Origin of the sequence: Nesterenkonia muleiensis (assembly GCF_003600155.1) — a bacterium.
Classification (GTDB): domain Bacteria; phylum Actinomycetota; class Actinomycetes; order Actinomycetales; family Micrococcaceae; genus Nesterenkonia; species Nesterenkonia muleiensis.
The window spans coordinates 147,002-161,836 of record NZ_QWLD01000038.1; the positions used below are offsets into that span (position 1 = coordinate 147,002).

At 66.7% G+C, this 14,835-nt stretch carries 12 protein-coding genes and 1 tRNA gene; 11 read left to right on the forward strand and 2 right to left on the reverse strand.

The window, feature by feature from the left end:
• The first annotated feature begins 52 nt into the window (after positions 1-52).
• A complete protein-coding gene (locus tag DVO78_RS10525) occupies positions 53-622 on the forward strand; it encodes a helix-turn-helix domain-containing protein (protein WP_120004856.1) in 570 nt (189 codons plus the stop codon).
• Positions 623-779: 157 nt separating this feature from the next.
• On the opposite strand, the gene DVO78_RS10530 is transcribed toward DVO78_RS10525, so the two are convergent.
• Both DVO78_RS10530 and orn read right to left on the reverse strand, forming a co-directional pair.
• A tRNA-His gene (locus DVO78_RS10530) sits at positions 780-852 on the reverse strand.
• 73 nt (positions 853-925) lie between these two features.
• Positions 926-1,450: an oligoribonuclease gene (gene orn, locus DVO78_RS10535; RefSeq protein ID WP_120004937.1), complete on the reverse strand. Its 525-nt coding sequence runs from the start codon at positions 1,448-1,450 to the stop codon at positions 926-928.
• A 112-nt stretch (positions 1,451-1,562) separates the two neighbouring features.
• Here orn and mptB (DVO78_RS10540) point away from each other — a divergent pair, with 112 nt between their 5' ends.
• The 10 genes from mptB (DVO78_RS10540) to DVO78_RS10585 all read left to right on the forward strand — a co-directional run bounded on the left by mptB (DVO78_RS10540) (position 1,563) and on the right by DVO78_RS10585 (position 14,698).
• Positions 1,563-3,065 (forward strand): polyprenol phosphomannose-dependent alpha 1,6 mannosyltransferase MptB, encoded by a 1,503-nt coding sequence (gene mptB, locus DVO78_RS10540; RefSeq protein ID WP_120004857.1) that lies wholly within the window; start codon positions 1,563-1,565, stop codon positions 3,063-3,065.
• Positions 3,046-4,698 carry a polyprenol phosphomannose-dependent alpha 1,6 mannosyltransferase MptB gene (gene mptB, locus DVO78_RS10545; RefSeq protein ID WP_120004858.1) on the forward strand — a complete coding sequence of 551 codons (1,653 nt, stop codon included), beginning with the start codon at positions 3,046-3,048 and terminating at the stop codon, positions 4,696-4,698. The genes mptB (DVO78_RS10540) and mptB (DVO78_RS10545) overlap by 20 nt, the downstream gene beginning before the upstream one ends.
• On the forward strand, positions 4,695-6,023 hold the full coding sequence (locus DVO78_RS10550; protein WP_120004859.1) for a glycosyltransferase family 87 protein: 1,329 nt from the start codon (positions 4,695-4,697) through the stop codon (positions 6,021-6,023). Before mptB (DVO78_RS10545) ends, DVO78_RS10550 begins: the two co-directional genes overlap by 4 nt.
• Positions 6,016-6,993 carry an AEC family transporter gene (locus tag DVO78_RS10555; RefSeq protein WP_120004860.1) on the forward strand — a complete coding sequence of 326 codons (978 nt, stop codon included), beginning with the start codon at positions 6,016-6,018 and terminating at the stop codon, positions 6,991-6,993. Before DVO78_RS10550 ends, DVO78_RS10555 begins: the two co-directional genes overlap by 8 nt.
• A 59-nt stretch (positions 6,994-7,052) precedes the next feature.
• Positions 7,053-7,997, forward strand: coding sequence for a cation diffusion facilitator family transporter (locus DVO78_RS10560; RefSeq protein WP_120004861.1), 945 nt, complete (start codon positions 7,053-7,055; stop codon positions 7,995-7,997).
• A gap of 166 nt (positions 7,998-8,163) precedes the next feature.
• Positions 8,164-9,222 carry an iron ABC transporter substrate-binding protein gene (locus DVO78_RS10565; RefSeq protein ID WP_238385251.1) on the forward strand — a complete coding sequence of 353 codons (1,059 nt, stop codon included), beginning with the start codon at positions 8,164-8,166 and terminating at the stop codon, positions 9,220-9,222.
• 96 nt (positions 9,223-9,318) lie between these two features.
• The gene (locus DVO78_RS10570; RefSeq protein WP_202912158.1) at positions 9,319-10,848 is read left to right on the forward strand and encodes an ABC transporter permease; all 1,530 of its coding nucleotides are present in this window, start codon (positions 9,319-9,321) and stop codon (positions 10,846-10,848) included.
• Complete coding sequence (locus DVO78_RS10575) at positions 10,845-11,879, forward strand: ABC transporter ATP-binding protein (protein ID WP_120004863.1); 1,035 nt, start codon at positions 10,845-10,847, stop codon at positions 11,877-11,879. Before DVO78_RS10570 ends, DVO78_RS10575 begins: the two co-directional genes overlap by 4 nt.
• A gap of 69 nt (positions 11,880-11,948) precedes the next feature.
• The gene (locus tag DVO78_RS10580) at positions 11,949-13,019 is read left to right on the forward strand and encodes a DUF418 domain-containing protein (protein ID WP_120004864.1); all 1,071 of its coding nucleotides are present in this window, start codon (positions 11,949-11,951) and stop codon (positions 13,017-13,019) included.
• Positions 13,016-14,698 carry a gamma-glutamyltransferase family protein gene (locus tag DVO78_RS10585; RefSeq protein ID WP_157983991.1) on the forward strand — a complete coding sequence of 561 codons (1,683 nt, stop codon included), beginning with the start codon at positions 13,016-13,018 and terminating at the stop codon, positions 14,696-14,698. Before DVO78_RS10580 ends, DVO78_RS10585 begins: the two co-directional genes overlap by 4 nt.
• Positions 14,699-14,835: the final 137 nt, after the last annotated feature.

The window sequence follows — 14,835 nt, forward strand, 5'->3', positions numbered from 1 at the left end:
ACGAACGTTGAGTTTTCCACACGCCTTAGTAGCAGCAGTCGAGAATGGAGACATGAAGTCCACAAAAACTGACCCGCGCGCTGTAGCAAGTGAAACTGAGGCGGGCAGGTCGCTGGTCGACATTTTCTCGCGTCCAACACCTGCTCTGACACGGCTGATCGAACACATGCATCAAAACCCCGAGCTGGCGGAAAGCCGCGCCGCTGGCTACTCGCGGACGTCGTCGCGCAGCCGCGACCGTCAAGGACGATCTATAGGTGAAACGAATTCCGTCGCTGGCTCCACTTCACGACGAGAATCGACGAAGCAAAGTCGTCGCACGGTGTCACCCGGGATAGAGAAGGTCAGAGCATCGGTTCTTCTTCCGCTCGTGGTTGACTATGCCAATGGTTTGACTCAAGCAGAGATTGCACGGAAGCACGGTATCCATGCTCAGACTTTGCGAAAGCGGCTTCGGGAAGCTGGAGTCAACACCCGGGTACGCGTCACGGCCCTCAGTGAGAGCGAGGTGAAGGTGGCTCGTGCTGTCATCTCTGAAGGTGCGAGCATTCGCGCGGTTGCTTGTCGTCTTGGTGTTGCGCACACGACTTTGCTGCGGGCACTCAAGCGAAGTTCGGAATAGGGGAGAGGATCACCATTGCGCACCACTCAGGAACCGTTTCTTGTGGAGAGCTGTGAAGGTCGATCACTATTGTGCACCAATGTCGAAACAGGGGGTAACCAGGGGGTTTGCAAAGAACATTGCCCCCGACCCTGAAAGTCGGGGGCAATGTTGCCTGGGTGAGCGACGGGGCTTGAACCCGCGACCCTCGCGACCACAACGCGATGCTCTACCAGCTGAGCTACGCCCACCATGTGCTGACCGGCGCATGAGGCCTCAGAAAGCAACCAATACATCATACACCCGAAGCGCCCCAGGGGCACATCAGCGCAGCATCTGCTTCCGGTAGTGCTTCAGCTCCGCGATCGAGTCCAGGATGTCACCCATCGCCCGGTGGTTCCCGGTCTTCTTCGGTGCTGCGGCCAGCACCTCAGGGGACCAGCGCCGTGCCAGTTCTTTAAGCGTCGAGACATCGATGATGCGGTAGTGCAGGTGCTCGGTCAGCGCAGGCATCCCCAGGCGCAGGAACGCCTTGTCCGCATGCACCGAGTTCCCCGCCAGCGGGGCCACCCCGGCCTCCGGAACCCAGGCCTTCACATACTCCAGGACCTTCTTCTCCGCGGACTCCAGGGCGATCCCGTCCTCCAGCTCAGCCAGCAGGCCGGAGGCGGTGTGCATCTCGCGCACCACCTTCTCCATCCCGGCCAAAGCCTCCAGATCGGGCCGGATGACCGCGTCCACCCCGTCATCGAGCACGTTGAGATCAGCGTCGGTGACCACAGCGGCCACTTCGATCAGCACGTCCTGCTCCGGGTTCAGCCCGGTCATCTCACAGTCGATCCACACCATCCGGCCGGACCAATCGCCTCCGACCGCCGGGGAGTTCTGCGTCTTTGATTCAGTCACGGACAGACACTCTACCCACCCCGGGCCGGGACCAACACTGAGTAGACTCTTTGCGGTGACCAGACAGACGCGCGCAGTGATCGGCTATGGTCTGGTCGGATCACTGCTGATCCTCACCGGATCCTTCGGCGTGGGCTGGCTGGTCGCCGACTCCCCGGTGGCCCGCTGGGCCCCCACCATCTGGCTCAGAACCGAGCCTGCCGGCGTCGTCGTCTCCGTGATCGCCCTGAGTGCCGGCTGCTGGGTCCTCTTCCACGCCTGGCTGCGCCTGCGGACTGTCATGGAGCACGACGGTGCCCCCGCATCCTTGCGCACCGCCACCAGTGCGGCACTGGTGTGGGCGGCACCCCAGCTGTTGGTGGTGCCGATCTTCTCCCGTGACGTCTTCGCCTACCTCAATCAGGGCCGGCTGGTGCTGGCAGGGGAGAACCCCTACACCACGGGGGTCTCCACGCTGGAGAACTGGTTTCAGCTCGGCACCGATATCATCTGGGCCGAGGACGCCACCCCCTACGGGCCGCTGTTCCTCTGGATCGCCGCAGCAGTCATGCGGATCTCCGGAGACTCCGCCGAACTGGCGATCCTGCTCTTCCGGGTGGTCTGCGTGCTGGGCATGATGCTGATCCTGATCATGGTGCCGGTGCTGGCCCGCGTACTTGGCGCCGACCCGGCCGCTGCCCAGTGGGTGACCACTGCCAACCCGCTGCTGATCATCAGCTTCGTCTCCAGCGCCCACAACGACGCGCTCATGGTCGGCTTCGCCCTGGCCGGCACCTGGTGCGCCATCCGCGCCGGTCAGACAGCCGGCAGCGCCCACTGGCTGCTGGGAGCAGCAGCTGTGGCCCTGATGGTGGCCTCCATCGGCACCAAGCTGATCACCCTGGTGATGCTGCCCTTCATCGCCCTGCTCTGGGCAGGGGCCGGCTCCAGTTGGCCGCGGACGTTCGGCTACTGGTTCCTCACCGCCGGGCTCTCCGGGGCTGCCCTGTTGGGCATCGGAGCTCTCGGCGGCTACGGGTTCGACTGGGTCACCGTGCTGGCCGGCGCGGGAACCGGCGCCACCTTCTGGGCGCCGCTGACCATCCTTGCCGCCCCGATCGCCGGTGCGCTGCTGGCCTTCGGGCACTCGCCGGATCCGGTCTTCGACGTGGTGAGTCTCATCGGCCGTCTGGCGGCGATCGCGGTGGTGCTGTACCTGATGTTCCGAGGTGGTGAGCACCGTGTCTTCCAACGAATGATGTGGGCCTTCGCCGCCGTCGTCGTGCTCTCTCCGCTGATCCAGCCCTGGTACCTGCTGTGGATCCTGCCGCTGTTCGCCGCCGCAGGGGCCATCACCGGCACAGCCCGCCGCTGGCCGCTGGCGCTGACTGCCGCGATCACCGGCTTCCTGCTGGCCCAGGGGGCGGCAGACCAGCTGTTCGTCCACCAGTTCCTCGACATCCAGGTGCAGATGACCGTGCTCTCGGCAGCGGTCTCGGCGGCCTGCGCTGCGGCGATCTGGTTCCTCGATCCCGGTGCCCGCTCGGTAGTGTTGAGAGGTGAGCCAGCTGCCGACTAACCCCGTTTCGCGCGCCGCCGACACCGCCCGCGAAACTCTGGGCAGGTTCGGCGGCACCTCCTGGCTGATCGGCGGCTCTGAGGGTGAGGTCTCCCACACCCTCCGCCAGGGACTGCTGGCCTCGCTGCTGATCATGGTCGGCTCCTGGGGTGTGGGCTGGATGGTCATGGTGCCCGGCTCGTGGATGCCGCTGCACAACGCGCTGCTGCCGCTGCGCACCACCGCTGCCGGGGTCATCACCTGTGCGGTGCTGCTGGTGGTCGGGGCGCTGCTGATGCTGCGGTCTTGGCTGAGGCTCTCTCAGCGCATCACCTCCTGGGACGCCCCGGCCGCCCTGCCCACCATGCGCAAGGCCGTGCTGCTCTGGGGCGCACCGCTGCTGGCCTGCTTCCCGATCTTCTCCAGGGACGTGTTCTCCTATCTGGCCCAGGGTGGTTTGCTCGCCGCGGGTCAGAACCCATATGAGGCCGGGGTCTCGGAGCTGCCCGGATGGTTCACCGTCGGCGCTGATGATCTCTGGGCCGAATCCCCCTCGCCCTACGGGCCGCTGTTCCTGCTGATGGCCCAGGGCATCTGGCAGCTCACCGGAGGGGTGCCGGAGTTCTCCGTGCTGCTGTTCCGGCTGTTGGCGGTCTTCGGCGTGGTGCTTATGCTGCTGGTCATTCCGATGCTGGCCAGAGCCTTCGGCTCCCAGCCGGCCTGGGCGCTCTGGCTGTGCCTGCTCAACCCGGTGAGCCTGATCGTGTTCCTGCCCGCAGCCCATAACGACGCCCTCATGATGGGCCTGATGCTGGCCGGCATCTGGTATGCGCTGCGCCGCCGCCGGCTGCTCGCGGTGCTGCTGCTGATCACCGCAGTGGCGATCAAGCCCATCGCCATGGTCGTGCTGCCCTTCGCAGTGCTGCTGACTCTGGAGCACACCGGCAGCTACCTGCACAGGATCCGCGAATGGGTTTTCGCCGGGGCGCTGGCGGTGGTGCTGCTCTTCGGTGGCGGCTGGCTGCTGGGTATCGGGATCGGCTGGTTCACCACCGCCCTGGGCGCCGGTGCCGCTGTGCTTCAGGGGGCACCGGTAGGGCTGCTGGGACTGGGCATCGGCTGGGCCTCGGAGCTTCTGGGCGGGGCGGACCATCAACAGGTGGCTGGATGGGTCTACGCCGCAGCCAGGCTGCTCTCGGCTGCGGTGCTCACCGTGCTGCTGCTGCATCCGCGGCTGGGCAATCCGGTGCTGTGGGCCGCCTATGGGCTCACTGCGGTGGTCCTGGCCTCCTCGGTGATCCAACCCTGGTATGTGCTGTGGCTGCTGCCGCTGTATGCGGTGGTCCACGTCTACCGGGGCAGGGTGCTGATGCTGGTGACCCTGCTGATCACCGTGATGACGCTGTTGGCCATGGTGGGACAGCTCTCGGTGGCCCAGTGGCTGGACACCTTCGTGGTCCAGGGAGTCGCGCTGACCGTGGCGGCAGGCTACCTGCTCTACATCATCTTCATCGACCCCAACACCACCAGTCTGTTCCGGCTGCGCGAACCCTCCCACCGGTGGAACGCCGCCGAGGGGTGGAAAGGGCTGCGCCAGCTCTCCGCTCCGGAGGCCTCCTGGGCCTCCGCCGACATCTACCGGAGGAGCCGATGAGCAGTCCCCAGACACCGGCAGCGGTGCCCCGGAGGCCTTCCGCCAGGCTGATCAGCGTGCTGCTGGCGGCCACCGTGCTGGGAGCGCTGCTCTCGGTGCTGGCGGTGCAGTGGTGCCGGGTCAACGGGTGGGCGGACCCGGACCAGCATCTGGCGATGTGCTACTCCGACTTCTCCCTGCTCTTCGCCGAGCGCGGACTGGCAGACGGGGCCTTCCCGTTCGTCGACGATGTGCCCCAGGACCAGATCATGGAGTATCCGGTGCTGATCGGTCTGGTGGCCGGGGCGATCGCCGCCCTCATCCCGGGACAAGGCGTGACCCCGGAGCGGACCCTCGCCTTCTACGACCTCAACCACATCGCGGTGATCCTCTGCTGGATCGGGCTGGTCATGGTGACCGCCTTCTCGCTGAGCCCGGAACGCCGCCGCCACGCTCTGCTGGTGGCCCTGGCCCCGGGCATCATCCTGACCGTCTCCATCAACTGGGATATGTGGGCGGTGCTGCTGGGGGCCGCCGCCCTGCTGGCCTGGGGGCGCAGGATGCCGGTGTGCGCCGGGGTGCTGATCGGGCTGGGCACGGCCATGAAGCTTTACCCGCTGCTGTTTCTCGGCGCGATCATCGTGCTCTGCCTGCGCACTGCCCAGTGGCGGCCCCTGATCACCGTGATCGGCTCTGCGGTGGCGGGTTGGGTGGCGGTGAACCTGCCGTTCATGCTCACCCAGCCGCAGCAGTGGCTGACCTTCTACGAGTTCTCCTCCGCCCGGGAACCTGGGTTCTCCTCTATGTGGCTGGCCTTGGCGCCCACCGGCTGGTCAGGGGAGACCTTCTCCCTGCTCTCCAACGGGATCTTCCTGCTCTGCTGCCTGGGCATCGCCTGGCTGGGCCTGGCCGCACCCCGGCGGCCCACCACCGCGCAGCTGTGCCTGCTGATCGTGGGATGCTTCGTGCTGCTGGGCAAGGTCTACTCCCCGCAGTTCGTCATCTGGCTCATTCCGCTGGTGGTGCTGGCGGTACCCAGGGTGCGTGTATTCTTCATCTGGCAGGCCGCGGAGGTCTTCCACTGGGCCAGTGTGTGGCTGATCAGCGCCAAGATCACCTCCGAGGGCACCATCGGGGCCGGACACTACCTCTTTGAGATGCTCTACGGGCTGGGCATCGCCGCCCATATGGGCACCCTGATCTGGATTCTCGCTCTGGTGGTCAAAGACATCCTGCACCCGGAGAGCCCGGCGCAGGACCCGCTGGCCGGCCCGGTGGCCGAGCACGACGACGCCCTGACGCTCTCCGGTTTGCCGACAGCCGGGAGGAGGGCCGCCGATGCTTGAAATGCTCGTGGTGGTGGCGCCGCTGTTCGTCATCGTGGTGCTGGGCTTCGCCGCCGGCTTCGCTGATCGTTTCCGCAAGGGCACCGGCCACCTCAACGGCTTCGTGTTCTACTTCGCGCTGCCGGCGTTCCTGTTCTCCGCGATGACGTCCGCACCGCCGGTGCAGTCCCTGCCGTGGTCGATGCCGGTGATCGTCCTGGTGGTGACACTGACGCTCTCGGTGGCCCTCTACTACCTGTGCCGGGTGCTCGGCGGTAGTGTGCGGGAAGGGGCCGCCCCCACCTCACTGGCCGGGACATTCGGAAATGTGGGCTATTTCGGCATCCCCATCTCGATCGGTGTGATCGGTCCCGAGGCGGGACTGACCGCCGGACTGGTGCACATGGTGCACAACATCGCCTTCATGAACGGCTACCCGCTGGTGCGGACCATCGTGCAGATCCGCGCCGCCGGGGGAGGTACGCAGGGTGCCGGCCAGCTGTGGAGCCAGCAGGTCTGGCCCATGCTGCGCCGAGGAGTGCTGATGAACCCCATGTTCACTGCGATCGGCGCGGCCCTGATCGTGGTCATCTGGGAGGTTCCGCTGCCCGAGGTGGTGGTGGAGCCGGTCTCGCTGATGGGTGCCACCGCAGTGCCGTTGGCCCTGTTCTGCGTAGGGCTCGCCCTCCATCCCGCGCTGGAGGGGGTGCGCAGCGGAGGAGTGGGGCTGACCCCCATCGTGCTGGGAACGGTCACGAAGCTGCTGCTGCTTCCGGTGCTGACCTGGGCGGCGGTGCTGCCGTTCTACGATCAGCTCGGACCGGTCTGGGCGGGTACACTCGTCATTCTGGCGGCGACGCCCTCTTCGACCACGGTGTTCCTCTTCAGCTCGGAGTACGACCGGGACGGCCGGCTGGCGGCCGCCATCCTGGTGGCCAGCACAGCAGTGTCCCTGGTGACCCTCCCGCTGGTGGCAGAGTTCCTGCTCTGATCCCATGGGCGGAAGTGGGCTGTTGGCCCACTGCCACGATCGAGAAACCGGAGGTAGGCATGCGTACTGAACAGCAGGCGCTGAAGATATCCTTAGTGGCCATCCTGATCTTCGCCGTCCTCGGGATCAGCTTCGGCCTGGTCTCCGGGTCCTCCGCGATCATCTTCGACGGTGTGTTCTCCTTGGTCGATGCCGTGATGTCGGTGGTATCGATTGTGGTCTCCAGCCTCATCGTCCGTTCCACCAGCAACGGCATCTCCAGGCGCCTGCAGCGCCGTTTCACCATGGGGTTCTGGCACTTCGAACCCATTATCCTGGCGGTCAACGCCTTGCTGATGATGTCGGTGGGGGCCTATGCCCTGGTGCAGTCGGTGCTTGCCCTGCTCAGCGGGGGACGGGAGATCGAGTTCGGCCCGGCCATCATCTACGCGGTCATCATCCTGGTGCTGACCCTCACGGTCACCGCCTGGGAGTACCGTGCCAATAAGCGGATCAGGTCAGCACTGGTGGACATGGACATCAAAGGCTGGATCATGGCCGCAGGTGTGACCTCCGCGCTGCTGATCGCATTCGTCATCGGATTCTTCCTCGACGGCACACCCCTGGAGTGGCTCAGGCCCTATGTGGACCCGGCGGTCCTGGCCGTGGTGGCCCTGGCGCTGATACCGGTGCCGCTGTCCATCCTGCGCAAAGCTGTCGCCGAACTGGCGCTGGTCACCCCGGAGCCGCTGCTGCGTGAAGCCGAAGAGGTCGCCGCACGGGTCGGGGAGAGCCAGGGCTTCACCGACTTCCGGATCTACGCCGCCCAGCTCGGACGGGCCAAACAGATCGAGATCATCTTTCAGGTTCCCGCCTCCATGCCGCCGAAGCCGCTGCAGCAGTGGGACGCGATCCGCGCCGGCATCCAACGTGAGCTGGGCCAGGACGATCCCAACCACTGGATCACTGTCATCTACACCACCAAAGAGCTGCCTGAGGGCGATATCGCGGTGCGCACCACATAAATCGAACCGCCAATAGCTCCTCTGGAGCCGGTCATTGAGGGTTGCCTCAAGCATGCTGCACAATTAGCGCACAAGTGCATGATGTATAGTGTTCAGCTGGGTCTCGTCCGAGACCCGAATCGCGCACCCAGGGTCATAACACCGTCCCTTGGAAAGGAACTCTGAGATGTCCCGTACCTCCCGAGCGGCGTTGGCCGCGACTGCCGCAGCGGCGCTGCTGATCACCGCCTGCGGCAATGATGACAACGGCACCACCAACGGCGGTGACGACGGGGTCGATGACGCCGGTGCTGAGAGCATCGTCCTCTACTCAGGCCGCAACGAAGAGCTCATCCAACCGTTGATCGACCAGTTCGAGGAGGAGAGCGGCCTTGAGGTGGAGGTCCGCTACGGCGACACCGCCGAACTTGCCGCCCAGATCCTCGAAGAGGGGGAGAACACCCCCGCTGACGTCTTCCTCGCTCAAGACGCAGGGGCGCTCGGGGCGATCGCCCAGGGCGGGCTCTTCGCAGACCTCGACCAGGGGATCCTGGACCGGGTGCCGGAGATCTACCGGGACAACGGTGACGGATGGGTCGGACTCTCCGGACGCCTGCGCACGCTGATCTACAACACCGAGCTGGTCGAGGAGTCCGAGCTGCCGGACTCCGTCGAAGAGCTCACGGAGCCGGAGTATGAAGGCCGGGTGGGCGTTGCCCCGACCAATGCCTCCTTCCAGGCCTTTGTCACCGCCTTCCGCGTCGCAGAGGGGGAGGACGCCGCCGAGCAGTGGCTGCAGGACATGGTGGACAACGATCCGCAGTACCGCGAGCGCAACGGTCCGATGGTCTCCGATGTGCTCGACGGGTCCCTGGAGATGGGCCTGGTCAACCACTACTACCTCTACGCGCAGGCTGCCGAGCGCGGTGTGGAGCCGGAGGAGCTGCCGGCTGCCAACCATCTCTTCGGTGAGGGCGATCTGGGTGCGCTGATGAATGTCACCGGTGCCGGTGTCTTCGACGCCGAGAACACTGCAGCGCTAGACCTGGTGGAGTACTTCCTCTCGGATCAGGGTCAGGAGTACTTCGTGGAGGAGACGGCAGAGTACGCGATGGTCGAGGGCTTCGACGCCCCCGGCGGACTGCCCGCGCTCGAGGACCTCGACGTGCCCGATATCGACCTCAACCAGCTCGATGACCTGGAGACGACCATCGAGATGATCACCCAGGCAGGGATGGCGGGCTAGCCGATCACTCAGACTGTCACCGATCCTCGGGGGGCCGCCGGCGCAGCCGCGGCCCCCCGAGGTGTGCGCAGGAACCGCAGCGCCAGGGATACAGCAGTGCCCGGGTGGCTGCCTGTGCTGGCATGCCTGACCACCGGGCTGGCGCTTCTTCCGCTGTTCTACCTGGTGCTGCGCACCACTGACTACCCGGCTGAGGACTTCTACCAGGCTGTGTTCAGCCCACGCAGCGCCCGCCTGGCCAGCACCTCGTTGGCACTGACCGGCGCTGTCACCGCACTGTGCCTGATCATCGGAGTGGGGCTGGCGACGCTGGTGACCCGCACCACTATTCCGCTGCGCCGGACCCTGGCAGTCCTGGCAGCTCTTCCGCTGGCCGTTCCCAGTTATGTGGCCGCCTTCGGCTGGCAGTCGATGAACGGCATCATCAGCCCTGGCACCACGTTCGAAGGCTTCACCGCGGCCACCGTGGTGATCACCTCGGTGACCTACCCCTATGTGTACCTTCCTGCAGTGGCAGCCCTGCTGCGGGTCAACCCCGCCCAGGAGGAAGCCTCCCGGTCCCTGGGCCGGGGACCGGTGCGCACGTTCTTCTCGGTCACCGTCCGGCAAGCGGCACCGGCGTTCACCTCCGGAGGCCTGCTGTGCGCCATCTATGTCATCGCTGATTTCGGCGCAGTCTCCATTCTGCGGGTGGACACCTTCACCCGGGCGGTGTTCACCAGCTTCTCCATGGGCTTTGACCGGCTCGGCGGCATCGCGCTGTCCTCAGTGCTGCTGGTGATGACCGCTCTGGTGCTGCTGGTGGAAGGAAGGCTGCGCCGGACCTCCACCAGGTACGCCACTCTTGGGCACAGCGCCTCCTCCCCGCCGCTGCGGCTGAGCCTGGGCGGTTGGACAGCGCCTGCGCTGCTGCTGGCCTGGGCTGTGGTGGTGACCAGTCTGGCGGTGCCGGGCACCGCTCTGGCCTATTGGTCCTACCGGGGAGTCTCCGTTCCGGGGTCGCTGGCCGAGGTTGCCACAGCATTCGGCAACTCACTGTGGGTCGCCGCCCTTGCCGCAGCCGCCACCACCTTGCTGGCAGTGCCGCTGGCGGTCTACATCGCGCGCCGGCCCTCGATCCTCTCCCGGGGACTGGAGCGTCTGGCCTACCTGGCGCATTCACTGCCCGGTGTGGTGATCGGCCTCTCAGTGGTCATGCTGGGCATCTCCGTGCTTCCGGGTCTCTACCAGACCACCTGGCTGCTGGTGCTGGCCTACTGCACCCTGATGCTGCCGCTGGCGCTGGGGCCGGCCGTCGCCGCCGCCCTGAGCGCACCGCCGGAACTGGAAGAGGCCACCCGGGCACTGGGCAAATCCTCAGTGGTGGCCTACATCCGCATTACTCTGCCGCTGATGGCACCGGGGATCGGTTCAGGGTTCCTGCTGGTCATGCTGACGGTCATCAAGGAGCTCCCGGCCACTCTGATGCTGCGGCCCACCGGCTTTGACACCCTGGCCACCAGACTGTGGACCTACACCGGCAATGAGTCCTTCGCTGCCGCCGCTCCGTTCGCGGTGCTGCTGGTGCTGCTGGCGGCCGTCCCCGCCTGGCTCATGATGTCCCGAATGCTCAAGGAGGCTCCGTGACTTCCCAGCGCACCAGCGGAACACTGCAGGCCGAGAACGTCGGCCACAGCTACGGCAGCCACCGGGTGCTACACGAGGTGTCGCTGACCTGCCCGGAGGGGACCACCACTGCCATCGTGGGCCCCTCCGGCTCAGGCAAGTCCACACTGCTGCGGATCATCGCCGGTTTCCTGCGCCCGGACTCCGGGCGGGTGCGCCTGGACAACGCGGACCTCACCCCGAAGCCCGCACACCGCCGGCCCATCGGCCTGGTGTCGCAGGACGGCGCGCTGTTCCCGCATATGTCGGTGGGCAAGAACATTGCCTTCGGCGTGCCGAAGTCGAAGAACACCGCTCAGCGGGTGGCCGAGCTGCTGGACCTGGTCAGCCTGCCCCAGGACTATGCCCAGCGGCGGCCCGATCAGCTCTCCGGGGGCCAGCGGCAGCGGGTGGCCCTGGCCCGCGCGCTGGGGCGCGACCCAGCGATCATTCTGCTCGACGAGCCCTTCTCCGCACTGGATGCCGGTCTGCGGGACCGGACGCGGAAAGCTGTCCAGCGCGTGCTGCGCTCCACCGGAACCACCGCCCTGCTGGTGACACATGACCAGGACGAGGCGCTGTCCTTCGCCGATGCGGTGGCCGTGCTGCAGGAGGGCCAGCTGCGCCAGGCAGGCGCTCCTGAGGAGGTCTACAGCGTGCCCGCAGATCTGGGCACTGCCCAGTTTCTGGGTGAGGCAGTGGTCCTGGAAGCCCATATCGCCGACGGCAGAGCCGAATGCACGCTGGGCACGGTCCCGCTTCGCCACCGCGCCGACAACGGGTTCGCCCATCTGCTGCTGCGTCCCGAGCAGATCCAGGTCACCGCAGCCGGCACCGGGGTGCTCGGACTGGTGCTGGATGCCGACTACTACGGGCACGACACCACCGCGCTGGTGCGCATCCACGGCGGTGAGGAAGAGGTCCGGGTCCGGCTGCTGAACGCCGCACCGCTGGAAGTGGGCGAAACGGTGGGTCTGCAGGTCACGGGCACGGGAGTGGCCTATCCTCCCTGAGTTTCATTTCCGCCTCCGCTCAGCTGCTGCTCAGCGGGTCCGCAGGCCGGTGACATAGGTTGTGGACCGATGGTCGCACCCGATGTCCGTCCCGCTGACGTAGAGCCCACTGCACGCCTTCAGGCGCTGGACATCACCCGCGCCCTGGCGATCATCGGCATGGTCATCGTCAATGTCGGAGCGGTCGAGACCAACGGGGCTCAGGAGCTGGTGGTCTCCGTGCCGCACGGACGTGCGGCCATCCTCTTCATCGTCTTAGCCGGCCTCGGGGTCACTTTCCTGGCCCGCAGCACGGCAGCGAAGAACCGCCGGCTGTGGCCGGTGATTCTCTGGCGCGCCGCAGTCTTGCTGGTGCTTGGCCTGGCACTGCAGCTGCTGCCCGCCGGAGTCAACGTGATCCTGACCCTCTATGCCGCCCTGTTCCTCCTCGCTGTGTTCGCCGTGCGGATGCCCACCCCATGGGTAGTGGTGACTGCGGCGGTCTCAGCCCTGGCCGGCCCCGCCGTCTACATCCTGCTGCGCACCAGTACGGGGCTCTCCACCAGCGCTGCGGCCTTCGGCTCCGGCCCGCTGGAGGCAGCCGCCTCGATCCTGCTGACCGGCCCCTATCCGCTCATCGTCTGGATCGCCCCGTTCCTGGTCGGCATCTGGTGGGGCCGGCTGGATCTTCGTGCCCCCCGGGTGCAGTGGCGGCTGACCGGTTTCGGGGTGGCAGCAGCAGGTGGGGCCTACCTGATCTCCCGCCTGCTGATCCTGATCCTGGGCGAACCGGAGGCAGATCGGATTGGCGTAGATCACCTGCTGCTGGCCTCCGGACACTCACAGATGCCGCTGTGGCTGCTCTCCTCGGTCGGCAGCTCGGCGGCAGTGCTCGGCCTGATGCTCATCATCACCCCGCGCCTGGGCCGCGCCCTCAGCCCACTGGCGGCCACCGGCCAGCTGGCCCTGACGGCCTACTGCGCGCATCTGGTGGCCATCGCCGTGGTTGCTGGCCCCGATGCCGACAGCCCCTACCGAGGCCTGCTGCTGAGCCTGACCATCGTCATCGGGCTCATCGGGCTCTGCACCGCCTGGCGGGCCGCATTCGCCCGCGGACCGCTCGAATCCCTGCTCCGGCTCCCGTCCCCACCGAAGAGGTGATTGTTCTGCACCGGAACCCAGCACGCGTCATCGTCCCTCTCGCGGCGGTCTGCCTGACGGCGGGCTCCTGTGGGATCGCCGAGCAGGAGCCCCCACCACCGCAGGAGACTGCTCAGGATCCCGGCCAGCAGCAGAGCGACGACGCCCCCACCGCCACCCCAGAGGCCACTGAAGACCCAGGTCCGCTCGTAGGTGAGCAGGGCATCAGCGCAGGCCATGAGGAAGCAGTGGACGCCGCCGAGGCGGCCTTCGACCAGGGCGGCAACGCCGTCGACGCCGCGGTGGCCGGCTCCTTCGCCATCGCTGTGGTGGAGCCGGTGGCCTCCGGGATCGGCGGCGGGGGCTCGGCGATCCTCGCCGGGCCAGAGGGTCATCCGGTGTTCTACGACTACCGGGAAGTGGTCAACAGCAGCGGGGAGATCCCGGACAGCGGCACCGGAGTCCCAGGGTTCGTGGCCGGCATGGGCCAGCTCCACCAGGACTACGGCGACCTGGAGTGGGAGCAGGTCACCGCCCCGGCTGTGGAGCTGGCCGGGGAGGGCTTCGAGGTCTCCGACTATCTGGCCGAACGCATCGGCGGCGGCGCTGGAGCAGAGCTGCTGGCCGATGCGGAGGCCTTCACCCAGCAGGGACAGCCGCTGGCTGCCGGTGACACCTTGGTCCAACCGGAGCTGGAGGAGACGCTGCAACGTCTCTCAGAGGCAGGTTGGGAAGACTACTACACCGGCCAGCTGGCCGAGTCACTGACTGAGCAGGTCGAAGGAGTCGATGCCGAGTCGCTGGCCGGCTACGAGGTCATCAGCTCCGAGCCGGTCACCGGTGACCTCGGCGACTACCAGATCGTCTCGGCTTCACCGTCGTTGCCCGGTGCCGCGCTGATCCAGATGCTGCAGATCGCTGAGGCCGAAGGGGTGGCCGATATGGACCCGGAGTCCGCCGAGTACATCGATGCCCTCTCCCGGGCCTGGAAGGTGGCAGAGGAGACCATCGACACCGACCTGGGGGATCCGAACTTCGTCGATGTGCCGGTTGAGGAGATCACCGACCCAGAGGCCAATGCGCAGTTGGAGGCCACTGGGGCGGATCAGGAGCCCCAGGCCTCAGCCGAGGATCCGGAAGACTCCGCACACGCCAACACCACCCACATCTCGGTGGTGGACGAGACCGGCCTGACGGTGTCGATGACCAACACCGTCACCGATTTCTGGGGTTCCGGGCAGGCCGTGGACGGCTATTTCATGAACAACGCCCTGGACCGGTTCGCAGATATCGACTCAGCTGCCAACCAGCCCAGCCCGGGCCGGCGCAGTGTGACCTGGTCCAACCCCAGTATGGTGCTCGATGACCAGGGCCGCCCGGTGATGGCCATCGGCACTCCCGGAGGCAAGCAGATCCTCCCGGCGCTGGCCACGGTGATCTCCCAGTGGGTGCTGCAGGGCGCTGACCTCCAGGAAGCGGTGGACGCGGCCCGCTTCCGCTCTGAGGACAGCCTGCTCTACCTGGAGGCGGGCCAGCCCCCGGAGCTGCACACCGGGCTGGCGGAGCTCGGCTGGCAGATCGAGGAATGGCCGGACTCCAGCTTCGGCTCAGTCCAGGCGCTGGTCATCGACTATGACTCCGAAACCATCACCGGTGCCGATGATCCCCGGCGCGACGGCGCCCACCGCGTCATCGACTGACAGCCCCGGTCCCGACGGGAGGAAGATGCACCGCTTCCTGGTACGGTAAGTGCCCAGCACGGGGTGTGCGGCCGCCGCGGCCGCGCTGAGATCACACCCGTTGAACCTGTGACGTTAATGCGCGCGAAGGGAATGCC